General features: G+C 73.5%; 15 protein-coding genes. 6 read left to right on the top strand and 9 right to left on the bottom strand.

Going from position 1 to position 23,104, the window contains the following annotated elements; translation table 11 throughout:
- Positions 1-5 precede the first annotated feature (5 nt).
- Complete coding sequence (locus tag HNR40_RS20820) at positions 6-4,856, bottom strand: non-ribosomal peptide synthetase (protein WP_184963708.1); 4,851 nt, start codon at positions 4,854-4,856, stop codon at positions 6-8.
- Positions 4,857-4,998: 142 nt separating this feature from the next.
- On the opposite strand from HNR40_RS20820, the gene HNR40_RS20825 reads away from it, so the two are divergent.
- The 5 genes from HNR40_RS20825 to HNR40_RS20845 are packed head-to-tail and all read left to right on the top strand — an operon-like array spanning position 4,999 to position 12,068.
- A complete protein-coding gene (locus tag HNR40_RS20825; RefSeq protein ID WP_312896452.1) occupies positions 4,999-6,549 on the top strand; it encodes a (2,3-dihydroxybenzoyl)adenylate synthase in 1,551 nt (516 codons plus the stop codon).
- A complete protein-coding gene (locus tag HNR40_RS20830; RefSeq protein ID WP_184963710.1) occupies positions 6,549-7,910 on the top strand; it encodes an isochorismate synthase in 1,362 nt (453 codons plus the stop codon). The genes HNR40_RS20825 and HNR40_RS20830 overlap by 1 nt, the downstream gene beginning before the upstream one ends.
- Positions 7,907-9,667 (top strand): ABC transporter ATP-binding protein, encoded by a 1,761-nt coding sequence (locus tag HNR40_RS20835; protein WP_184963712.1) that lies wholly within the window; start codon positions 7,907-7,909, stop codon positions 9,665-9,667. The genes HNR40_RS20830 and HNR40_RS20835 overlap by 4 nt, the downstream gene beginning before the upstream one ends.
- Positions 9,664-11,376: an ABC transporter ATP-binding protein gene (locus HNR40_RS20840; RefSeq protein ID WP_184963714.1), complete on the top strand. Its 1,713-nt coding sequence runs from the start codon at positions 9,664-9,666 to the stop codon at positions 11,374-11,376. Before HNR40_RS20835 ends, HNR40_RS20840 begins: the two co-directional genes overlap by 4 nt.
- 14 nt (positions 11,377-11,390) lie before the next feature.
- Positions 11,391-12,068, top strand: coding sequence for a TetR/AcrR family transcriptional regulator (locus tag HNR40_RS20845; RefSeq protein ID WP_184963716.1), 678 nt, complete (start codon positions 11,391-11,393; stop codon positions 12,066-12,068).
- A 128-nt stretch (positions 12,069-12,196) separates the two neighbouring features.
- Here the strand turns inward: HNR40_RS20845 and HNR40_RS20850 are convergent, their stop codons facing one another.
- The 3 genes from HNR40_RS20850 to HNR40_RS20860 are packed head-to-tail and all read right to left on the bottom strand — an operon-like array spanning position 12,197 to position 14,773.
- The gene (locus HNR40_RS20850; protein ID WP_184963718.1) at positions 12,197-12,886 is read right to left on the bottom strand and encodes a hypothetical protein; all 690 of its coding nucleotides are present in this window, start codon (positions 12,884-12,886) and stop codon (positions 12,197-12,199) included.
- Positions 12,887-12,909: 23 nt separating this feature from the next.
- On the bottom strand, positions 12,910-14,061 hold the full coding sequence (locus HNR40_RS20855; protein WP_184963720.1) for a hypothetical protein: 1,152 nt from the start codon (positions 14,059-14,061) through the stop codon (positions 12,910-12,912).
- The gene (locus tag HNR40_RS20860) at positions 14,054-14,773 is read right to left on the bottom strand and encodes an HAD family hydrolase (RefSeq protein WP_184963722.1); all 720 of its coding nucleotides are present in this window, start codon (positions 14,771-14,773) and stop codon (positions 14,054-14,056) included. The genes HNR40_RS20855 and HNR40_RS20860 overlap by 8 nt, the downstream gene beginning before the upstream one ends.
- A 186-nt stretch (positions 14,774-14,959) precedes the next feature.
- On the opposite strand from HNR40_RS20860, the gene HNR40_RS20865 reads away from it, so the two are divergent.
- Positions 14,960-16,171: a helix-turn-helix domain-containing protein gene (locus HNR40_RS20865; RefSeq protein ID WP_184963724.1), complete on the top strand. Its 1,212-nt coding sequence runs from the start codon at positions 14,960-14,962 to the stop codon at positions 16,169-16,171.
- A gap of 3 nt (positions 16,172-16,174) precedes the next feature.
- On the opposite strand, the gene HNR40_RS20870 is transcribed toward HNR40_RS20865, so the two are convergent.
- From HNR40_RS20870 to HNR40_RS20890, 5 genes are read right to left on the bottom strand one after another with little or no spacing between them, the layout of a single operon-like run.
- Positions 16,175-16,987 (bottom strand): ABC transporter permease, encoded by an 813-nt coding sequence (locus tag HNR40_RS20870; protein WP_184963726.1) that lies wholly within the window; start codon positions 16,985-16,987, stop codon positions 16,175-16,177.
- A 2-nt stretch (positions 16,988-16,989) separates the two neighbouring features.
- Positions 16,990-17,802, bottom strand: coding sequence for an ABC transporter permease (locus HNR40_RS20875; RefSeq protein WP_221340617.1), 813 nt, complete (start codon positions 17,800-17,802; stop codon positions 16,990-16,992).
- Positions 17,799-18,836 (bottom strand): ABC transporter ATP-binding protein, encoded by a 1,038-nt coding sequence (locus tag HNR40_RS20880; RefSeq protein ID WP_184963728.1) that lies wholly within the window; start codon positions 18,834-18,836, stop codon positions 17,799-17,801. The genes HNR40_RS20875 and HNR40_RS20880 overlap by 4 nt, the downstream gene beginning before the upstream one ends.
- Before the next feature lie 5 nt (positions 18,837-18,841).
- Complete coding sequence (locus tag HNR40_RS20885; protein ID WP_184963730.1) at positions 18,842-20,017, bottom strand: cytochrome P450; 1,176 nt, start codon at positions 20,015-20,017, stop codon at positions 18,842-18,844.
- Positions 20,014-23,073, bottom strand: a complete 3,060-nt coding sequence (locus HNR40_RS20890; RefSeq protein WP_184963732.1) for a non-ribosomal peptide synthetase — start codon at positions 23,071-23,073, stop codon at positions 20,014-20,016. The genes HNR40_RS20885 and HNR40_RS20890 overlap by 4 nt, the downstream gene beginning before the upstream one ends.
- Positions 23,074-23,104 lie beyond the last annotated feature (31 nt).

Raw genomic sequence — 23,104 nt, forward strand, 5'->3', positions numbered from 1 at the left:
TCCTCTCACAGCGTCCCCTCCTCGATGTCGTCCATGGCCCGCGCGCACCCGGCGAGCGTCGGGTCGGCGAAGAAGCGCCGCAACGGCACCTCCACGCCCAGCCGCTCGGCGGCGATCGCCGCCATCCGCGTGGCCAGCAGCGAGTCGCCGCCCAGCGCGAAGAAGTTGTCCACCCGGTCCATGACCGGTGTCCCCAGCAGTTCCGCCCAGACGGCGGCCAGTTCCGCCTCCAGCCCGCCCCGAGGCACCCCCGCCTCATGCCCGTCCGCCACAGCCCCGGACGCACCATCGGCCGTGCCGGTGGCGGGGCCGTACTCGGAGAGGGGGGTTGGCGGGGTGGTCCAGTCGGCGGTGGCGAGCCACTCCAGGACCCGCAGGTACGTGGTGAAGGCGGTGTCCAGGGCGCCGGGCGGGAAGAGGGACTCGACGGCGTCCCAGCGGATCAGCAGTTCGCCGTCCACCTCGCCCACCTGGCAGTCGAGCCACACCTGCGGCGTCTGCGAGACGCCCCACACCGGCCGGGCGAAGGACGGGCCCGAGGTCAGGGCGGGGTCGGCGACGCCGAGGGTGCTGGTGAAGACCACGGGCATGGTCATGGCCGCGGCGGCGGCCCGGCGGGCCAGTTCGCGCATGACCCACACGGCCGACACCTCGCCGTGTTCGAGCCCGCGCCACACCTCCTCCTGCAGCCCGCGCGCCCCCTCCAGCCATCCGCCGCCCGCCTGGTGGGCGACCAGCATGAGCGAGGTGAAGTCGCCGAGTACCCGGTGGATGTGCGGGTGCGCCTCGCGCCGGTCGAACAGGGTCAGGTTCAGCGTCAGCTCGCGCTGCCCGCTCCACGCCCCCAGCACCTCGCCGAACGCCGCCGCCAGCACCGTGGACGGCGTCAGGTCGTGTCCCCGCGCCAGCCCGCCGACCAGCCGCCACAGCCGGGCGGGCAGCCTGGCCTCGCGGCGCGCGAACCTCGGCCGCTCCACCTCCTCGGGGAGCGTCGCCAGCGGCAGGCGCGGCGCGGGCGGCAGGCCGGGCAGGCGGGCCGACCAGTAGTCCTTGGCCCGTTCGAGGACGGCGGGGTCGGGGTGCTGGGCGAGGAGGTAGTCGCGGAAGGTGACCTCGACCGGGGGCAACCGGGCGTCGGGGTCGTGGTAGAGGCGGTCGAGCTCGCTGAGGAAGACCATGGTGCTGAGGGCGTCCATGGCGATGTTGTCGAAGCTGACGCCGAGCCGTACACCCTGCTCGTGGACGACGGCGCGGGCGTCGAACAGCGGCCAGACGGCGGGGTCCAGGACCTGGTGGGACATGCGGGCGCGCAGTTCGTCCGCGGTGTCCTCGCGCCGGATCGTGAAGCGCGGCACCTCGGGCAGGACCCGCTGCAGGCCGTCGGCGTCGAAGACGACGCGCAGCATCGGATGCCGGGCGATCAGGCGGTTCCAGGCCTCTTCGAGGCGGTCGAGATCGATGTCGCCGTCGTACTCGGTGTAGAAGTGGCAGCCGACGCCGCCCAGGGTGAAGTGCCCGGCCCGGCCCAGCCAGTAGGCGCGCTGGACCTCGGTGGGCGGGAACGGGGTGTGGCGGTGCTCGTCGTCCGCGTGGATCTCGGGGGTGAGGCCGGCCGCGTCGCCGAGGGTGAGCGTGGCCGCGAAGGCGCTCAGGGTGGGGCGCTGGAAAAGGACGCTGAGCTTGGCGTCGGCGATCCCGGCCGCGCGCAGGCGGGCGATCAGGCGGGTGGCCAGCAGGGAGTCACCGCCCAGGGCGAAGAACCCGGAGTCCCTGCTCACCTCGGGCACCTCCAGGAGGTCGGCCCAGATCGCCGCGACCGTCTCCTCCACCTGACCCTCGGGAGCCTGCCCGCCCGCCTTCTCATCCGGTACGGGCTGTCGCGCGAGCACGGCCAGGGCCCCTCTGTCGACCTTGCCGTTGGCGGTCAGCGGGAGGCTCTCCACCAGGGTGACTGCCGCCGGGACGGCGTAGCCGGGCAGCAGTTCCGCGGCGTGGGCGCGCAGGTCGTCCCCGGTCGGGGCGGTTCCGGGCGCGATGGCGAAGGCGTGCAGGTGGCGGTGGGTGCGCGGGCCGGTGGCGACCGCGACGGCGCGGGCGACCGCCGGGTGTGATTCCAGGACCGCCTCGACCTCGCCCAGTTCGATGCGGTGGCCGCGGACCTTGACCTGCTGGTCGGCCCGGCCCAGGAACTCCAGGGTGCCGTCGGGCCAGTAGCGGCCGAGGTCGCCGGTGCGGTACCAGCGTTCGCCGTCGTGTTCGGCGAAGCGGGCGGCGGTGGTCTGGGGGTCGCCCCGGTAGGCGGTGGCCAGGCCCGTGCCGCCGATCCACAGCTCGCCTGGCACCCAGTCGGGGCGGTCGGCGCCGGTGGGGTCTACGACGCGGTAGCGCTGGTTGCGCAGCGGCTTGCCGTACGGGATGGAGGTCCAGTGCGGCGGCACGCCGGTGACATCGTGCGCGTTCGACCAGATGGCGGCCTCGGTGGCGCCGCCGAGGGCGACCAGGCGGCAGCGTCCGCCGCTCTGGGCGGCGAGGCGGCCGGGCAGGTCGAGGCCGACCCAGTCGCCGGAGACCAACGCCAGGCGCAGCGACGGCGGCAGTTCGGGGGCGGTGACGAGCAGCATGTCCAGGAGGGTCGGCACGGTGTTCCAGAGGGTGACACCGTGCTCGGCGCACAGGCGGGCCCAGGCCTGGGCGTCGCGGCGCTGGTCCTCCTCGACGAGCACGAGCGTGCCGCCCGCGCCGAGGACGCCGAACAGGTCGTAGACGGACAGGTCGAAGTCGAGGGCGGACAGGGCGAGCACCCGGTCGCCGGGGCCGACGCCGTAGCGCTCGCCGATGTCGACGATGGTGTTCAGGGCGGCCCGGTGGGCGACCTCCACCCCCTTGGGCTCGCCGGTGGAGCCTGAGGTGAAGATGACGTACGCGGACGAGCCCGGATCCACGCGGACGGGCGCGGGCAGCGGCTCGGCGGGCGTCTTCGGCCAGGCGGCGTCGATCACGTGCGCGGCGGCCGAGCGGGTGAGGATGCGCTCGCGGCGGGCGGGCGGCTGTTCGACGCCGACCGGCACGTACACGCCGCCCGCGGCCAGCACGCCGAGCACCGCCGCCACCTGCCCCGGCCCCTTGGGCAGCGTCACGGCCACCGCGTCGCCCGGCCGTACCCCCTGCGCGCGCAGCCGACCGGCCACCTGAAGGGCGTCGGCGGCCAGCTCGCCGTAGGTGGCCGTGCCGAAGTCGCCGGCGAGTGCCCGGCGGGCGGGCTCGCGGGCGGCCCGCTCGAAGAACGCGTCGTGCAGCAGCCCCTCGGGTACGGCTCCCGCCGTGTCGTTGACCGCCCGCCGCACCCTCAGCTGGTCCTCCGGCAGCGGCAGGGGCGCCGGAACCGACCAGTCGGCCCGCGCCAGATGCTCCAGCAACGCCCCATAAGCACCGAACATGGCGTCCAGCACCCCGGGCGCGAACAACTCGTCGACGGCGTCCCAGGCCAGGTGGAGCCCGTCGTCGTACTCGTTGATCTGGTGGTCCAGCCATACCTGCGGCGTCTGGGTGATCATCCAGCCGGGCTCGCCGAACGCCTCGCGCACCTCGGGCGCGATCAGCTCGGCGCCCAGGTTGCAGGCGAAGACGACGGGCGCAGCGGCCGGGCTGCCCCGCTTGGCCAGGTCCCGCAGCACGTCCACGCCGGAGTGCCCGGTGTGGCGGGCGTCGGCGCGGAAGCGCCGCTGCAGGGCCCGCACGCGGGCGGCGAACGACTCGCCCTCGGTGAGGTCGGCCTCCAGCAGGATGAGGTTGGTGAAGTCGGCCACCAGGTGCGGCACGGACGGGTGCACGGTCTCGTCGCGGTCGAACAGCGGCACGTTCAGCAGGAAGCGCGGCTCGACGCTCCAGGCGGCCAGCACCTCGCTGTAGGCGGTGGCCAGGACCATGGCCGGGGTCAGGCCGTGCTCGCGGGCCTGCTCCTTGACCAGCTTCCAGGTGTCGACGTCGAGCCAGCGCTCGCGGCGCACGAAGCGCGGCGCGGTGATCGCGGCCGGGTCGGCGGCCAGCGGGAGCTGGGGCGGGCCGGGCAGCCCGGCCAGACGGCCCTCCCAGTAGAGGCGGTCGGCCTCCGGCGGCGCGGGCCTGGCGGCCAGGTAGCGGGGGAAGGAGCAGTCCAGACCCGGCAGGTCGCGGCCGAGGTAGAGCCTGGCCAGGTCGCGCAGGAAGATCTGCAGGCCGAGCACGTCGGCGGCCAGGAAGTCGACCTCGACGTGGACGCGTGTGGCTCCGCCGGGCAGCAGCGACAGCCGTACGTCGAACAGCTCGCCGCGCGCGGCGTCGAAACGGCGGTGCGAAAGCTCCGCGCGCACGCTCTCGGCGCCGGAGGAGTAGACGGTCAGTCCCGGCCAGGCGCCGGTATCGGTGATCTGCTGGGTGCCGTCGTCGTGGAAGACCGCGCGCAGCATGCCGTGGCGGCGCACGAGCGCGCGCACGGCCGCCTCCAGCCGCTCCGGCTCGACGCCGCGGCCGTCGAACTCGAGGTAGGCGTGGCAGCCCACGCCGCCGAGCGGCTGCCCGTCGGCCCGTCCGATCGCGTACGCGAGCTGCACGGGCGTCAGCGGGAACGGCGCGGCCTCGTCCACGGGCGGGGCGGCGGCGGCCGGCGTCGCGCTCAGGCGGGTGGCGACCAGGGCCCACCAGGCGGCCAGCGTGGTCTCCCCGGCGAGGTCGGCGAAGGCGATGCGGGCGCCGGCCCGCCGCCACCGGCCGGCCAGCCGCATGGCGCGCAGCGAGTCCAGGCCGAGGCCGATCAGGTCGGCGTCGTCGGAGATGACGGAGGGGGAGATGTCGAGCTGCGCCGCGATGTCGGCACGCATGGACTCCAAAGACAGCACAGATTTCCCTTATCGGTCAGCTTGCCGGGGCCACCGCGACAATAGTTAGGTAACCCTTGCCTAATCAAGACTCCCTGTAACAAAATCGGGAACCCCGTAGACATCGGGCGAGAGGACGGGTTCTGTGCTGGACGGGTGCGTGCCCTGGCCGGAGGAGTTCGCGGAGCGATACCGCGCCGCCGGGTACTGGAAAGACGAGACGCTGGGCGAGATGTTGCGCGCCCGGGCCCGCGAGCGCGGCGAGCGGCCCGCCCTGGTCGTGGGACAGGAGAGATACACCTACGCGGAGCTGGACGCGCGGGCCGACCGGGTCGCGGCCGGGCTGCTCGCGCTGGGCATCGGGCCGGGCGACCGGGTCGTGGTCCAGCTGCCGAACACCGCGGGCTTCGTGGCGCTGATCTTCGGGCTGTTCCGGCTCGGCGCGCTGCCGGTGTTCGCGCTGCCCGCCCACCGCTCCAGCGAGATCGGGTACTTCTGCGCGTTCACCGGCGCGGCCGCGTACGCCATCCCCGACGAGCCCGAGTACCGCGCGCTCGCCGAGGAGGTACGCGCCGGCCTGCCCGCGCTCAAACACGTGCTGACCACCATCCCGGAGGCCGAGCCGGTCGAGCTGCCCAGGCCCGACCCGGCGGACGTGGCGTTGTTCCTGCTGTCGGGCGGCACCACGGGCGTGCCCAAGCTGGTCCCCCGCACCCACCAGGAGTGGGCCTACAGCGGGCGGGCCGTGGCCGAGGCCTGCGACTACGACGCGAGCACGGTTCACCTGGTGAGCCTGCCGCTGGGCCACAACTGGCCGCTGACCCACGGCCTGCTGGCCACCGTTCACGCGGGCGGCACGCTCGTGCTGGCCTCGGGGCCGAGCCCCGACGAGACGTTCCCGCTGGTCGAGCGGGAGGGCGTAACCGAGACCGGGCTGGTGCCCGGCGTCGCGCTGCTCTGGATGGAGGCCGCCGAGTGGGGCGAGCACGACCTGTCCAGCCTGCGGCGCGTCACGATCGGCGGCTCCAAGCTGAGCGACGAGCTGGCCACCCGGGTCGAGCCCGCGCTCGGCTGCCGGCTGCAGCAGGCGTTCGGCATGGCCGAGGGGCTGTGCGGCTTCCACCGGCCCGCCGATCCGCCCGAGGTGGTGCTGGTCAGCCAGGGGCTGCCGGTCTCGCCGGCCGACGAGTTGCGGGTGGTCGACGAGGACGACAGGGACGTGCCGCCGGGCGAGATCGGGCAGTTGCTGGCGCGCGGGCCGTACACGATCCGCGGCTATTACCGCTCCCCCGAGCACAACGCGCAGTCCTTCACCTCCGACGGCTTCTACCGCACCGGCGACCTGGTGCGCCTGCTGCCCACCGGCCACGTGGTCTTCGAGGGCCGGGTGAAGGACCAGATCAACCGCGGCGGCGACAAGATCGCGGCCGAGGAGGTCGAGAACCACCTGCTCGCCCACCCGAAGGTCCGCCAGGTCGCGCTGGTCGGCGTGCCCGACGAGGTGCTCGGCGAGCGCGGCTGCGCCTGCGTGGTGCCGCGCGGCGAGCCGCCGACGCTGGCCGAGCTGGCCGCGTTCCTGCGCGAGCGCGGGCTGGCCGCGTTCAAGGTGCCCGACCGGCTGTGGATCATGGCGGAGTTCCCCCTCACCCCTCTCGGCAAGGTCAGCAAGAAGGCCCTGACCGCGATGGTCGGCTGATGCACGCCGGATTCGAGGAGATCTGCGCCAAGGCCGCGGCCGAGGCCGGGAACGCCGGGCACCCCGTCCTGGCGGTGTGGCGCGAGGAGATCGAGCGGGTCGAGCCGCTGCTGCCGTCCACGCCGTCGCGCGGCACGTTCTTCTGGTCGTCGGGGGACCTCACGATCCTGGCCATGGACCGCGCCGCCGCCTTCCCCGCCGAGGGCCCCAACCGCTTCGCCGAGGTGCGCCGGGCGTGGGAACGGGCGGCGCGCACGATGGTCGGCGGCGGTCCCGGCGACCGCGCCACGCCCGCGCTGGTGGGCGCGTTCTCCTTCGGCGACGGCCCCGGCTCGCTGATGTGGGTGCCGCGCGTGCTGGTCGCGCAGCGCGCCCGCGGCCCGGCCACGCTGTGCCTGGCCGCCCGCGCCGATCCGGTCCACGGCGTCGAGGACGATGCCGCCCGTACGGCCTGGCGCGCCGTCAGCTGGCTGGCGAACACCGTCGTACGGCCGTGCCCGCCGCTCCCGGTCACCGGCGCCGTGATCGAGGAGCTGCCCACGGCCGGGGAGTGGAAGGCGATGGTGGCCAGGGCCGTCGGCCACATCGAGGCGGGCCGGTTCAGCAAGGTCGTGCTCGCCCGCCGGCTGCGGGTACGCCTGCCGTACCCGCCGGACCTGGGTGGATTGCTGCACACGCTCGTCGGCGCCCAGCCCGGCACCACCGTCTTCGCGGCCGGGACCGGCACCAGGACCTTCGCCGGCGCCACCCCCGAGCGGCTGGTGGCGGTGCGCGGCGGGCGGGCCGAGACGATGAGCCTGGCCGCCACGCTGCCGCGCGGGAGCACCGGCGGCGACGACGCCCGGCTGCGCGCGGAGCTGCTCGGCGACGCCAAGTGCCGCCGCGAGCAGGCCATCGTCACCGACATGCTGCGCGGCGCGCTGGCCGGGGTCTGCCATGAGGTGGAGGCGCCGGACGAGCCGGAGGTGCTCGACCTGCCGCACGTACGGCACCTGCACAGCCGGGTGCGCGGCCGGATCGCCGACCCGGAGACGACCGGCGTGCTCGACCTCGTGGAGCGGCTGCACCCGACGCCGGCCGTCGGCGGCCACCCCCGCGAGGAGGCGCTGGGCTGGCTGCGCGCGGCCGAGCGGTTCGACCGGGGCTGGTACTCCGGCCCGATCGGCTGGGTGAACGCCGGCCACGAGGGCGACTTCGCGGTCGCGCTGCGCTCGGCGCTGCTCGACGGCGCCGTCGCGACCCTCTTCGCCGGCTGCGGCATCGTCGCCGGCTCCGACCCGGAGCGGGAGCTGGCCGAGACGTGGCTGAAGTTCCGGCCCATGCTGTCCGCTCTCCTCGACGACCAGGGAGGCCCCCGATGAGCGATCGCGCGGCGCTGATGGATCTCATGGCGCCGATCCGCGGCCGGGTGGTGGCGGCGTCGGCGCTGCAGGTGGTGTACGCGGTGTCGGCGCTGGTGCCGTTCGTGTGCGTGGCGGAGCTGGCCAGGGAACTGCTGGCCCCGGGCCCGCCCGACGGAGCGCGTGTCTGGACCATCGCGGCGGTGGCGATCGGCGGCCTGCTGGTGCGCTTCCTCGCCTTCGGCGCGGCCGGCGCGATCATGCACTTCGCCGATGCCGACCTGCAGCTGCACCTGCGCAGGCGGATGGCGGCGCACCTGGCCAGGGTGCCGCTCGGCTGGTTCACCGACCGCAACTCCGGCCAGGTCAAGAAGGCCGTGCAGGACGACGTCAGGGAGATGCACCACCTGGTCGCGCATGCCCTGCTCGACCTGCTGGCGGCCGTGGTGACGCCGCTGGCGGCGCTGGCGTACCTGCTGACGGTGGACTGGCGGCTCACGCTGGTCACGCTGCTGCCGGTGCCGCTGTTCGCGGTGGCCTTCGCGGTGATGATGCGCGGCTTCGGCGACCAGATGAGCCGCTGGGCCGAGGCGAACGAGCGGATCAACGCGGCGGTCGTCGAGTTCGTCCGCGGCATCGCGGTGATCAAGACGTTCGGGCAGACGCAGCGTTCCTACCGGCGCTTCGCCGAGGCGGTGGACGACTTCGCCGACTTCTTCGGCGCGTGGGTACGGCCGATGCTGCGGCTCAGCGGACTCAGCATGGCGCTGATCTCGCCGCCGACGATGCTGCTCGTCGTGCTGGCGGGCGGCGCGCTGTTCGTCTCGCAGGGCTGGCTGGCCGCGCCGGACGTGCTGCCGTTCGCGCTGGTCGGCGTGGGGCTGACTGCCCCGTTCCTGACGCTCGACATGGGCTCGATGCGGCTGCGCCGGGCGGCGGAGTCGGCCGGGAAGGTCGCCGCGCTGCTGGACAGCCCGGTCCTGCCTGAGCCGGAGGAGCCGGTCGCGCCGGAGGGCAGCCGGGTGGAGTTTCGCGGCGTGGGCTTCTCCTACGACGGCGAGACCCAGGTATTGCGCGAGATCGACCTGGTCATGGAGCCCGGCATGGTCACCGCGCTGGTCGGCCCGTCGGGGTCGGGCAAGTCGACGCTGGCCAAGCTGCTGCCCCGCTTCCACGACGTCACCGAGGGCGCCGTCCTCATCGGCGGGCAGGACGTGCGGGCGATCGGCTCCGACCGGCTCTACCGGCACGTGGGCTTCGTCTTCCAGGAGGTGCAGCTGCTGCGCGCCCCCGTCGCCGCCAACATCGCGCTCGGCCGCCCCGGCGCCGGCACGGAGGAGATCGAACGGGCGGCCAGGGCCGCGCAGATCCACGATCGCATCCTGGCCCTGCCGCGCGGCTACGACTCGGTGATCGGCGAGGACGCCCACCTGTCCGGCGGCGAGGCCCAGCGGGTCTCGATCGCCCGCGCGCTGCTGGCCGACGCGCCCATCCTGGTGCTCGACGAGGCCACCGCGTTCGCCGACCCCGAGTCGGAGTCGGCCATCCAGGACGCCCTGTCCACCCTGATCGCCGGCCGCACGCTCCTGGTCATCGCGCACCGGCTGTCCACGATCACCGGGGCCGACCAGATCCTCGTCCTCGACGGCGGCGCCGTGGGCGAGCGCGGGGTGCACGCGGACCTGCTGGCCCAGGACGGACCCTACGCCCGCCAGTGGGCCGCCTACGCCCGCGCGAGCGAACGCGACTGGACCCACGACGAGGAGGTCGTCCGATGATCCGCAGCCTCACCACCCTCCTGGGCGCGAGCTTCCGGCGGCAGCTCGCCATCACCGCCGTCTACGCCGTCCTGCAGGGACTGACGTTCGCCCTGCTCGTGCCGGTCCTGCGGGCGCTGCTCGGCGGTCAGTCCGCGACCGGCTGGCTGACCGTCTTCGCCGCCGTCGTCGCCGCCACCGCCGTCGCCCACTACATCCAGTCCCGGTACGGCTACGCCGTCGGCCTGTCGGCCATGCGCGGCCTGTTCCACCGCATCGGCGACCACGTGGCCACGCTGCCGGTCGGCTGGTTCAGCGGCGACCGCGTGGGCCGGCTCGGGCAGCTGGCGGGCAAGGGCGTCATGGATGTCATGAGCGTGCCCGCCCACCTCATGCAGGTGCTGGTGACCGCGGTCGTGACGCCGGCGACCGTCCTGGTGTGCATGCTCTTCTTCGACTGGCGGCTGGCCCTGGCCGCGCTGGCCACGGCGCCGCTGATCTGGCTGGCCTTCCGCTGGACCGCCGCGCTCGTGCAGCGCAACGACGCCGCCGTGCACGACGCCGCCGCCGAGGCCGGGGACCGGGTCGTGGAGTTCGCCCAGCAGCAGGCGGTGCTGCGCGCCTTCGGGCGGACCAGCGAGGGCTTCGACCTGCTGGACAAGGCGCTGGCCCGGCAGCGCACCGCGCTGCGCAGGCTGCTCGGCACCGCGCTGCCCGGCCTCGGCGCGGTCGCGCTGTCGGTGCAGCTCGCCTTCACCGTCACGCTGATCGCCGGGTGCGCGCTCGCGCTCGGCGGCTCGGTGGACGTGCCGGAGCTGGCCGGGGTGCTCGTCCTCGCCGTGCGCTTCACCGAGCCGCTGCTGGCCGCCGCGGACGTGGGCGCCGAGCTGCGGCTGGCGCGGGGCAGCCTCGCGCGCGTCAACGAGCTCCTGTCCACGCCCGCGCTGCCCGAGCCCGGCTCGCCGAAGGAGCCCGCCGTACCGTCGGTGGAGCTTGAGGACGTCGGCTTCTCCTACGGCGACGCGCCCGTCCTGCACGAGGTCTCCTTCACCGTCGCCCCCGGCACCATGACCGCGCTCGTCGGCCCGTCCGGCTCGGGCAAGACCACGCTCACCCGGCTCATCGCCCGCTTCTGGGACACCGGCTCCGGAACCGTCCGCGTCGGCGGCCAGGACGTGCGCGAACTGTCCACCGAGCGGCTCATGGGCATGGTCTCCATGGTGTTCCAGGACGTCTACCTCTTCGAGGGCAGCGTCGAGGACAACATCCGCCTCGGCCGCCCCGCCGCCACCGACGACGAGGTACGCGCGGCCGGGCGGGCGGCGCGCGTGGACGAGATCGTCGAGCGCCTGCCCGGCGGCTGGCAGACCCGGGTCGGCGAGGGCGGCGCCACCCTGTCAGGAGGCGAACGCCAGCGCGTCTCCATCGCCCGCGCCCTGCTCAAGGACGCCCCGATCGTGCTGCTCGACGAGGCCACCGCCGCGCTCGACCCCGAGAACGAGGCGGCGCTCGTGGACGCGCTGTCGGCGCTGGCCCGCGAGCGCACGCTGCTGGTCATCGCGCACCGGCTGCAGACGATCGCGCGCGCCGACCAGATCGTGGTCCTGGAGGCCGGGCGGGTGGCCGAACTCGGCACCCACGACGAGTTGCTCACCCGCGACGGGCGCTACGCGGCGTTCTGGCGGGAGCGGTCGCGGGCGCAGGGGTGGAGGCTGGCCGGGCGGGCGTAGGGGACAATGGGGCCATGGCCGAGGAACGACCCCAGTGGCGAGTACTCGGCCGCCCCCGCGGGCGGCCGCCCCGCATCACGCGCCCGGCCATCGCCGACGCCGCCCTCGCCGTCGGCTTCGACAACCTGACGCTGGCCACCGTGGGCGAACGGCTGCACGTCAGCCACTCCGCCCTCTACCGGCACGTGACCGACCGGCAGGAGCTCGTCATCCTGGCCATCGACCGGGCCATGCAGCGGGCCGAGTGGCCGCCTCCCACCGGCGACTGGCGGGCCGACCTGCGCGAGCAGGCGTGGGCGATCTGGCGGCTGCTCGACGAGCACCCGGGGCTCATCCAGGAGTTCCTGCGGCTGACGCGGTTCCCGTCGCAGATCATGGTGCGGTTCGGGGCGGCGGTGCGGCAGCTGGTCTCGTGCGGGTTCACGCCGGAGCGGGCCTTCCTCGCGGTGGACACGGTGTTCGACCTGACGGTGGACGTGTTCGGGCGGGGGCAGCAGATGGACCGGCCCGCGGCGGACGGGCCGGTGCGGGTGGCGACGGCTGACGCGTGGGCCGAGGGCGTGGGACCCGAGATCGAAACCCTGATGCGCGCCGCCCTCAGCGAGCCGGCCGCCGTCTGGTTCGACCGCAAACTCACGCTCGTCCTGGACGGCATCACCGCCTCCCTCGCCCCCGACACCCCCGCTCGATAGCCCCGTCCGTCGCCCCGGCAACCGGCCCCGCTTCCCGGCCCGGCCCCGCGGCAGCCCCTCGGAATCTGGCGGAGCCACTAGACATTTCGGGTTTGCGAGCGTGCCGTGGGTGTTGGGGGTGGGTTGGGTCAGACCGCGTAGGCGATGTGGTCCTGGGTGCTCAGTGCCGCCCGCACGGCGGTGATGCGGGCGAACAGGTAGGCGTCGTTGAGGCGGGCGGTGTAGGCGGAGGCCGCGTGCGGGGTCAGGAAGTGGAGGCTGCGGCGGCCGGCGGCCACCTCGTCGGTCGGCCGGTCGGGCACGCCGGGATGGGCGGCGGCGCGGGTGGAGGCGGGCAGCACCACCTCCTCGCCCCAGGTCCACGGCACGGCCCCGGGCCGGAAGGCGTCCAGCCAGCTCTCCTTGGCGTCCAGCAGCTCCAGGCCCCGGTCCACGGCGGATGGCGAGGTCCAGTCGGCGGGCACGTACCGGCTCCAGTAGGCCGCGCGGGTGCTGAAGCGCGGCTGCGGCGCGGCGGGCGCGGTCCTGATCAGGCTCAGCGGCAGCAGCGAGCGCGCGGTGAGCTCCTCGCAGCGCAGCAGCGTGAGCACGGGCAGTGTGGTGTCGCGCGCCAGGCTCGGCTTCTCCACCACGGCCACCTCGCGCAGCGGCGGCAGGGCGGGGCCGGCGGCGGCGCACCACCGGCACGGGACGAACGTGAACAGGATCTCCGGCTCCGGCCGGTCGGTCCGCACCCGCAGGTCCGGGACGAGCGTCAGGGCTCCGGCCTCCCGCCGGGCCATCCGTGACAGCAGGTCGAAGGGCAGCGTCGGATACATCTCACTTGACCTCCTTCTGAAGATCATTCCAGGCTGGCGACCAGCACGGTCGCCGCGCATCCGGCACCGAACCCGGCCACGCACATGTCGGCGAGCTCCGCCCGGCCGTAGGAGTCCAGGCGTTCCTCGTCCTCCCGGCTCAGCCCGCCGGCCAGCCACGAGGCCACGCCGGCGCGGAAGGTCGGCGAGACCGGGTCGGGCGGGCGGCTGCCGGGCCGCGAGGAGCAGACGTCGAAGCCGAGGATGTAGCCCGCTGCCCACACCTCGAGCGCGGCGGCGTAGGGGAAGACCAGCCCGGCCACGCTGACGGGCTTGAACAGCGAGATGTCCTCCATGTACGCCGTCCACCCGTCGATCACCTCGTCCGCGACGACGCCCAGCAGGTCGCACCAGTCGTGCCAGTACCAGCCGAACAGGTTGTCGACGGGCTCGCCCGAAACCGGGCGGGCGAACCTGATCAGGCACCGCGAGTCATGCAGCTCCAGCGTGTACGGCAGGCCGGGCCACGGCCAGGCGACCCCGTCGGCCGCGCCCCCGGCCCAGGAGGACGGGTCGATCCCGGCGTGGTCGGCGAAGGCGACGGCGTGCCGTACCCCGTGATCGTCGTTGCCCGCGACGCTGGGCAGGTCGCCGTGGTCGATGAGGCTGGGCACGACCGAGACCACGCGCACGCCGCGCTCGCGGCAGAAGACCGTCACCACCTCGTCGTCGTCGCGGTACTCGTCCGGCACCTCCGCCAGGCGCGCGGCCAGCGCGCGGGCGTGGTCGGCTGGCAGCAGGAAGCCGAGCGTCGGGGTGTACTCGTGGTGTGAGAGCGCCGCCCAGGGCACCCCGAGTGCCGCCGCCCGGCGGAACAGGTAGGAGTTGCGCGGGCTGTTGCGGTTGACGTAGAGGGCGATGCCGTGGCCGGGGCGCTGCCGGATGGCCGCTTTGAGGTGCGCGACGAAGTCCTTGGCGAGCACCACGTCGTCCTGCAGGACCAGGTGGTGGGTGGCCTCGGCGGGGCAGGCCGCCCAGGCGCGCTTGGCGGTGCGCAGAGGGCTGGGCGGGCCGGTCGGGTCGGGGTCGGCGACGAGCCTGGGTGAGAGCTCCGCGCACTGCGCGGCGAGCGCCTTGGCGGCCGTTTCCCGGCTCGGGTGATACATGACCGCGACGCTCAGCTTGAGGTCAGCCAATTGTCCATCCCTCTCGTGCCAACTCCATTTCGGCCATGGCGGCGCACATCAGGTCGGCGTGCTTTCCGGCGGCCGGGTGAACGGCCACGGTGCGCATTCCGGCGGCTCCGGCGGCCGAAATTCCAACCGCCGAATCCTCGAAGACAACGATGTCTTCGGGGCGTAACCTCGGGACTATTTCGGCGAGCCGCTCCATCGCCGTGATATATCCCTCCGGGTGTGGTTTTCCGTGTGTGACGTCCTCGCGCGACAGCACGGTCGCGAACAGGTGGGTGAGCCCGGCGAGCGCCAGCACGGGCTCCACCTCGGCGCGCGGCGCGTTGGTGACGAGCGCCAGCGGCAGGTGGACGGCGAGGCGCCGGATCAGCACGGCCGCCTCGGGCCGGACCGGCGACACCGTGCGCAGGCGATCCAGGTAACGCGCCAGGCGGACCCGGCCCAGCCGTTCGAGCTGTTCGGGCGTCGGTGGCCGCAGGCGGAAGGCACGATGGATCTCATGGAACAGGTCCTGATCGCTCAGGCCGTCGAGTCTGGCGCGGAAGAAAGGGCGGTCGAGCTCCACGCCCAGCTCGGCGGCGGCCGTTTCGGCGTAGACGAGATATTGCAGTTCGTCGTCGCTGGTGATGGTGCCGTTAAAGTCGAAGGCGACCGCGCGTACTCCAGAAAGACCGGCAATCGCCAGCGACGCCCCCGCTATCCCCGTGAGTGTCATGACTTACACATTTCCAGGCATACCACCACCCCTGCAGCATCTGTGTGCGGCAGCATGTGCCCATTGCAGCGTGTTGCCAAGGTCACATCCAGTCATCGATGACCGACATCACGTTGCCATTTCTGGCACAATGTGATTAGTTTCTGACACAATGCACACGCCTCATAATGTCTGCTGAGAGAAGGAATGCTCGCTCAACCGGCCTTCGGCCATCGCCTCAGGGCGCTCCGTCTCGAACGCGGGCTGTCGCAGGCCGCGCTCGCCGCCGGCGGGCTGTCCACCGGCTATCTCTCCCGGCTGGAGTCCGGCGCCCGCCCGCCCACCGCCCGCGTCGTCGAGCACCTGGCGGAACGCCTCGGCGTGCCGGTGTCGGCCTTCGACGCCGCGCACGAACCGCAGTCGCTGGCCCAGGTGCTGGCCTCGGTGACCTCAGCGGAGGAGACCGGCGACCCGGGCGAGGCCCTGGCCGACGCCCTGCGCGCAGACGACCGCGTCAACCCCGCCCTGAGCTGGCAGGCGATGTGGCTGCTCGCCCGCATCCGCGGCGGCCAGGGCCGCCACGACGAGGAGCTGCAGCTTCTGCATGAGCTGGTCGCGCTGAGCGACAGCCTGGGCTCGCCCGAGCTGCGCGCCCGCTCGCGCACCGAGCTGTCGCGGTGTGTGCAGGCCCTCGGCGACAACACGCGGGCCCGCGACTACGCGCACGAGGCCTACTCGCTCTCCCCCGACCTGTCCACCGCCGATCGGGCCGGCGCGCTCCAGGCACTCGTCTCGGCCGAGGCGGAGGCCGGCCGGCTGGCCGAGGCCAGGGCGCACGCCGACGAGCTGTGCGAGGTGACGGAGCAGGCCGGCGGCACGCTGTTCATCAAGGCGCTGTGGGCCTCGGCCACCGTCCGCATCCGGCAGGGCGACTATCTGGGCGCCCAGGAGGCGCTGGAGCGCGCGCTGCTCGGCCTCGACAGCCGGGGCGACCTGCAGCTGTGGATGCGGCTGCGCCTCGCCGCCGCCTCGCTCTACCTGCAGATCACCCCGCCGCTGACCGACCGGGCGGCGGCCAGGCTGGACGAGGTCGGGCCGGTGCTCGACCTGGTCGGCACCGACCTGCACCAGCAGCAGCTGCTCACGCTCCGCGCCCACCTGGCCTTCGAGGAGGGCCGGATCGAGCAGGCCCGTGAGCTGGTCGAGCGGATCGGCGAGGTGGGCGAGCTGCTGCTGTCCTTCCGCGACCGGATCAGGTTCCAGGCGCTGCGCAGCCAGCTGCTCATCCTCGACGGCCAGGTCGAGGAGGGCAACACCGCGCTGCGCACGCTCGCCACGCAGGCGCAGGAGGCGCTCAACGTCGAGCTGGCGGCCGAGATCTGGAAGATCCTGGCCACCACGCTCTACAGCAAGGCCTGATCGCTAGCCGTTGACGCCGGTGTAGCGGGTCAGGCTCCAGTTCCAGAGGACCCGCGAACCGGCGAAGGCGGCCAGGCCGATCAGCGGCGCCGCCGCGGCCACCGCTACCGGCACCCCCAGCCCCGCGGTGTTGCCGGTCAGCACCGCCACCGGGAAGTAGGCGACGAAGGCCAGCGGGACCACGAACGTGAACGCGCCGCTGATCACGCCGGGCAGGATCTTCAGCGGGTAGTTGCCGAACGTGGTCATGAGCTCCTCGGTCCAGTAGCTCCACGTGATCGCCGACGGGAAGTGCAGGTGGAGGCTGGACAGCGCGGTGAAGACCGCCGCCTCCACCAGCATGCCGCCGACCAGCGCGGCGACGATGTAGGCGATCTGCCACGGCGCCCACTCCAGCTCGATGCTCCACACCGCCCACGCGAACAGCGACCCGCCGACGAGCAGGTCGCCCAGCGCGTTGCTGGGAAACGCCGACAGCTGCACCTGCCGGTAGACGGGCAGCGGCCGCAGCAGGAACGCGTCGAACCTGCCCTCCTGCACCAGCACCGCCAGCTCCCCCACCCGGCCGAAGAACACCTCGTAGAAGGCGTGGCCGAGCATCCGCACGGCCGCGATCATCAGCACCGCGTCGCTGGACCAGCCGCCCATGCCGGGGAAGCGGCCGAGCAGCACGGTGGCGAACACGATGATCGAGGTCTGCCAGGCGAGGCCGAGCGCGACCCGCATCCAGAACTCGCCCCGGTATTCAAGCTGCGCCCGGAAGGTGAGCCCGACCACCCGCAACGCCAGCGCCCACGCCGGAAGAAAGCCGCGCATCCTCATCCTCCCTGCGCCACGACGCGACCGGCCGCCCTGGTCCACAGGAACCTGGTCAGCGCCGCCAGCAGCAGCACCCAGAACCCCTGCAGCGCCAGCTGCCCAGGCAGCTCGGAGAGCGGCAGCCGGCCGACGTAGAACGACAGCGGAACGTTGATCGTCGCCTGGAACGGCAGCGCCGCGCTGAGCGCCTGGAACCAGCCGGGAAAGAACCACAGCGCCGCGTACGCCCCCGACAGCAGGTTCTGCGTGAACATCATGATGTCCACCGCCGAACTGTTCTTGATCGTCCAGAAGCACAGCTGGTCGGTCAGCAGCAGCAGGTAGTACGTCACCGCCTGCCCGAGCGCGAACGTGGCCGCGAAGGCGAGTGCGGCCCCGGCGCTCGGCGGCGGGTCCAGCACGCCGGCCGCCAGGCAGACCAGGTAGCCGGCCAGCGCCCAGGCCAGGCCGTACACCTGGTCGCCGGCGGCGCGGAAGAAGTAGTAGCGGCGCGCGGGCAGCGGGCGCAGGAACCAGTAGACGATGGTGCCGAAGTTGATGTGCTGGATGACGGTGTCCCTGGCGCTGTAGCGGTCGTTGGCGCGCGGGCGCACGATGAGGACGGCGAGCACGGCGTAGGTGACCGCCTGCGCCTCGGTCAGTCCGGCGCTGACGGTCGTGCCGGCGTACAGGGCGTGCCACAGGCACACCACCAGGAACAGGTGTACGGCCAGCCGCAGCCCCGCGGCGGTCATCCGGCTCGGCGAGTGCCATTCGGTGACGGCGGTGATGGCGCCGGTGCGCCAGCCTGATGGGACGGCGAGTATGGTCACGCTGGCGACTCCTGCCGCGCGTCGCGGTAGGCGGCGCGCATGACGTCCTCCAGGTCGCTCTCCTCGACGCGGATGTCCATGACCTCGTAGCGCTCGATGATGCGCTTGAGCGCCTGGTGCGTGGGGACGGCGTCGGCGCCGCCGGTGGGGCCGAGGACGAGCCGGGCGCCGTCGCGTTCGAGCACGGTCAGGCCGGGCGGGCAGGGCCGTTCGTCGGGGCCGGTCAGCGTGACGTGGACGCGCCAGCCCCGGCCGAAGCGCTCGCGCATCTCGGTGAGCGTGCCGTCCAGGACGATGCGGCCGTGGTTGATGAGGACGACGCGTTCGGCCAGCCGTTCGACCTCGGTCATGTCGTGGGTGGTGAGCAGGACGGTGCGCCCGCGCCGCTCGACCTGGTGGCGCAGCAGCTCGCGCACCTGTTCCTTGGCGACGACGTCCATGCCGATGGTGGGCTCGTCGAGGACGACCACGGGCGGGTCGTGCAGGAGGGCGGCGGCCAGGTCGCAGCGCACGCGCTGGCCGAGCGACAGGTGCCGGACCCGGGTGTCCCAGAAGGAGCAGAGTTCCAGCAGTTCGTCGAACTCGCGCATCCTGGCCTTGTAGTCGCCGGGGGCGACGCCGTAGATGTCGCGCAGGATGCGGAACGACTCGCGGGCGGGCAGGTCCCACCACAGCTGGGTGCGCTGGCCGAAGACGGCGCCGATGTTGCGCGCGTTGCGCTCGCGCTCGCGGTAGGGGACGACGCCGGCCACCGTGGCCTGCCCGGAGGTCGGGGTCAGGATGCCGGTCAGCACCTTGATCGTGGTGGACTTGCCGGCGCCGTTGGGTCCGAGCAGCGCCAGCAGTTCGCCGGTCGCGACGGAGAAGGAGACGTCGTCCACGGCGGTCTTGGACTCCAGCTCCGGCGCGATCAGCGCGCGCAGCGCGCCGCGCACCCCCGGGGAACGGCGGGCGGTCCTGAACGTCTTGACCAGCCGCCGCACCTCGATGGCGGACTCGGAGGCGGGCCTGGACAGGCGGTCGAGCGTGGACATCTGGGTCATCGTGCCGTCATCCTCACCGGGAGATGGGCCAGCCCGCTGACCGCGATCGAGCGCACGGGCACGGCGGGGCCGGCCTGTTCGATGCGGTGGCCGGACTCCAGCAGTTCGTCGAAGAGCACGCGCATCTCGGCGCGGACGAGCGTGGCGCCGATGCAGAAGTGTTCGCCGCCGCCGAGCGCGAGGTGGCGGTTCGGGGTGCGGGTGATGTCGAAGCGGTCGGGGTCGGGGAAGACGGACTCGTCCCGGTTGGCCGAAGGGAGCCAGACCACGACCCGGTCGCCGGGCCGCATCCGCGCCCCGCGCACGCTCGTCTCGCGGGTGACGGTGCGCATGGAGTGGGTGCCGCTGGAGGTCCAGCGCAGGACCTCCTCTCCGGCCGTGGCCAGCAGGCCGCGCTCGGCGCGCAGCCGTTCCCACTGGGCGGGGTGTTCGAGGAAGGCGTGCATGCCGCCGATGAGCGCCAGCCGTCCGTTCTCGGTGGCGCCGAGCAGATTTTCGCAGTTGAGGAGGATCTCCTCCTCGGTGAGCAGTTCGCCGTCGACCTTGCCGTGGACGAGCGCGCTGATCATGTCGTCGGCCGGCTCGGCCATGCGGTCGTAGATGAGGTCGAGGAAGTACTGCATGACGCGCTGGTGGGCGATGCCCTTGGCGTCGAAGGCGGCGTTGCTCCAGCGGAAGAGGTCGTCGTGGTCGCGTTCGGCGACGCCGATGATGCCGCAGATGACCGACAGGGAGAAGCGGGCGGCCAGATCGTCGACGAAGTCGAACGTGCCGCGTTCGGCGGCCCGCGCGATGAGGCGGCGGGCCAGCGGGCGCATGCTCTCCTCCACCGAGCGCACGGCCCGCTCGCCGAACCAGCCGGCGATCAGCCCGCGCATCCGCCGGTGGCGCGGCGGGTCGGTCAGCGCGATCGTGCGCCCGTTGCCCGGGTCCTCGCCGCAGCGCACGGGCCGCAGCAGCACCCCGCGCGCCGAGCTGAACGTCTGGGCGTCCCGGTAGACCGCCCGCGCGTCCTCGTAACGGGTGAGCGACCAGAATCCGGGCAGTTCGCCCGGCGGATGCCAGTGCACGGGCGCGTGCGCGCGCATCCACCGCCAGAGCCCGTGCGGGTCGCCGTCGGCGAACAGCGCGGGATCGGCAAGGCTGGCGGGCTCGATCGTGGGTGCCGTCATGGCCGGACTCCTGACGGGATGGTGTGCAGGCGGTCGGTGAAGCGCTTGGCGAACTCCTCGGCGGTGCTCTCCGCGACGGTCTGCGGCCGGTAGGAGACGACCATCCGCAGGCCGCCGTCCGCCCGTGGCCACAGCTCCGTGTGCAGCTCAAGCGGCAGTTCCAGGTACGGCTGCCGCACGAACGCGGTCCTGAGCCCGCTCAGCGCGAGCCCGGCGGGCGCGTTGTCCTGCAGGGCGAAGAGCGTCTGGTAGATCGGCGGGCGGTCGGTGCGCGGCGGGTTCACCAGCCGCAGCACCTCGGGGAAGGGCACGTCCTGGGCGGCGAACGCTCTGGCGACGACGTTCCCGGTCTCCCTCACCGCGGCCGGGCCGCCGTCCAGCGCGCTGTCGCGCAGGCGGACGCAGAGCATGTTGATGTGGCAGCCGACGGCTCGGTCGAGGGCCGGGCCGTACCTCTGGGCGATGGGGACGCCGACGGCGAAGTCGCGCTGGCCGGTCACCTCGGCCAGGCTGCTCGCGCACAGCGCGAGCAGCGCGGCGAAGCGCGTGACGCCGAGCCGGGCGGCCAGTTCGTCGACCCGGGCCACGACGGCGGGGGCCAGCGGGCTCTCCAGGTGGCGGGGGCCGCCGGCCAGCGGGTTCACCTCGTCGGCGGGCCAGCGCAGCTCGGGGACTCCGGTGAGCTCGTCGAGCAGGTAGTCGCGGTGGTCGGCGAGGTCGGCGGCGACCGGGTGGCGGCTCGGCCGCGGCGCGGGGCCGCAGTGGCCGTGGTTGTAGGCGTCGGCCAGGTCCGCGGCCAGGACGGACTCCGACCAGCCGTCGAAGGCGATGTGGTGGACGGCCGCGCCGAAGACGGCCAGGTTTGGCGTGACGGGGACCAGCGCGGTGCGCCACACCTCGCCACCGGTCAGCTCCAGCGGGTCGGCCAGGGCGGTGCGCAGTTCGCGGACGGCGGCCTCGACGTCCGGCCGGGCCGGAAGCACTTCCAGGGGCGGGGGCGGGATGTCGGGCGAGGTCCAGGCGGCGGGCCTGGGGTCGGCCAGGTAGACGGCGCGCAGCGGCTCGTGCTTGCGGTGCACGGCGGCCACGGCCGCTTCCAGGGCGGCGCGGTCGAGCTCGCCCTCGACGGTCCAGGTGAGCAGGCAGTGCGCGGTGCGGTCGCCGGGTGAGACCAGGTGCTTGGTCAGGTAGACGACCTGCATGGGGGTCAGCGGGACGACGTCGCAGGCGGCCGGGGCGCCGTCCTGGCCGTCCTGGCCGGCGGTGGTACGCAGCCAGGCGGCCAGGGCGGCGGCGGTGGGGTGGGCGTAGATGCGGGAGACGGGGACGGGCCGGTCCAGGCGGGCCGACAGCCGGGCGCAGACCCGCCCGGCGGCCAGCGAGTCGCCGCCCAGCTCGACCAGGGGGACGTCGTGGGGGACTTCCTGCCTGCCGAGCACCTCGCGGAAGACGGCGGCCACGAGCTTGTCGAGGGGATCGTCCGAGACCGCATCGGCGTCGGGTCCGGGCTGGGGCGCGGTGGTCGGCGCCAGGGCCAGGAGGGCGGGTTCGTCGAGCTTGCCGCGTTCTGTCACCGGGAAGGCGGGCACGCTCACCACCGCGGCGGGGCGGTGGTAGGGGGCCAGAACCAGGTTCAGGGCGCCGAGCGCCGCCTCCAGCGGGTCGCCGGGGTTTTGCGGCACGCAGAACGCCACCAGGTCGCGGGCGGCGCCGCCGTCGCCAGGACGGGCCAGCACACGGCAGTGCCGTACCGCGGGCAGGAGGCGTTCGACCTGGCGCTCGATCTCGGCGGGCTCGATGCGGTGGCCGCGGATCTTGACCTGGCGGTCGGCGCGGCCGCGGAAGTGCAGCAGGCCGTCGGGGCTCCAGACGCCGAGGTCGCCGGTGCGGTAGACGCGGGTGCGGCGGCCGCCGACCCGCACGTGGGTGAACTTGGCCCGGGTGAGCTCCTCGTCGCCGAGGTAGCCGAGTGCCAGGCCCTCTCCGGCGATGCAGATCTCGCCGGTCTCCCCCACGGCGCAGGGGCGGACGCCGTCCAGGACGTGCACCTGCGTGCCGGGCACCGGGCGGCCGAGCGGGATGCCGCCGGGGCGTTCGCAGTCGGCGGCGGTGACGCGATGCGTGGTGGCGAAGACGGTGCTCTCGACCGGGCCGTAGCCGTTGAGCAGCACGATCACCGGATGCCTGGCGATGAACCTGGCCACGTGCCCGGCCGACAGCCGCTCGCCGCCGATCATGACCTGGCGCAGGCCGTGGAAGGCGTCGACGTCCTCGTCGACGATCATGTTGAACAGGCTGCTGGTGAGCCAGATCGTGTCCGTGCCGTGGGTCTCGACGGCCGCGCGCAGGCAGCCCGCCGACAGGTAGGGCTCCTCGACGATCAGCGAGGTGCCGCCGTTCAGCAGCACCGACCACAACTCCAGCGAGAAGGCGTCCCACGGGGTCGGCGCGGCCAGCGGCATCACCGTGTGGGCGCCGAAGCGGGCGAACCCGTCGTGCTGGAAGAGCCGGGCCGTGGCCCAATGCGGGGTCAGCACGCCTTTGGGCCGTCCCGTCGTGCCCGAGGTGAAGAAGACGCACGCGGGGTCGCCGCCGCTGACGGCGGCCGGCCGGTAGCCGTCCGGCACGGTGACCGGCCCGTCCGGCGGCGACCACACCGGCAGCCCGAGGTCGGGGCAGCCGGCGTCCGGCCAGCACACCACCAGCCCGGCGGCCAGGTCCTCGGTCACCTCGGTGAGGCGGCGCTCGGGCCAGGCGGGGTCGAGCAGCGCGTAAGCGGCCCCCGTCTTCAGTACGGCCAGCAGCGCGATCACCAGCTCGATGCTTCTCGGCAGCAGGATGGGCACGCGGGCGCCCCTGGTCACTCCGGCCTCGGCCAGCCGGGCCGCCCACGCGTCGGCGGTCCGGTTGAGCTCGCCATAGGTCACGGTGGTGTGTCCCGACACCAAGGCGGGCGCGTCCGGTCGTGACAGTGCCGTCCGCGCGAGCACCTCGTGCAGGCCTTCGCTGAGCGAGGCGCACGGGCGCCCCGTCGTCCAGCTCGAATCTGGCTGCACGGTTTCCACTCCCCTCACGTGCCACCGCTTT

This window comes from Nonomuraea endophytica (genome assembly GCF_014203235.1).
GTDB classification, from domain to species: Bacteria; Actinomycetota; Actinomycetes; order Streptosporangiales; family Streptosporangiaceae; genus Nonomuraea; species Nonomuraea endophytica.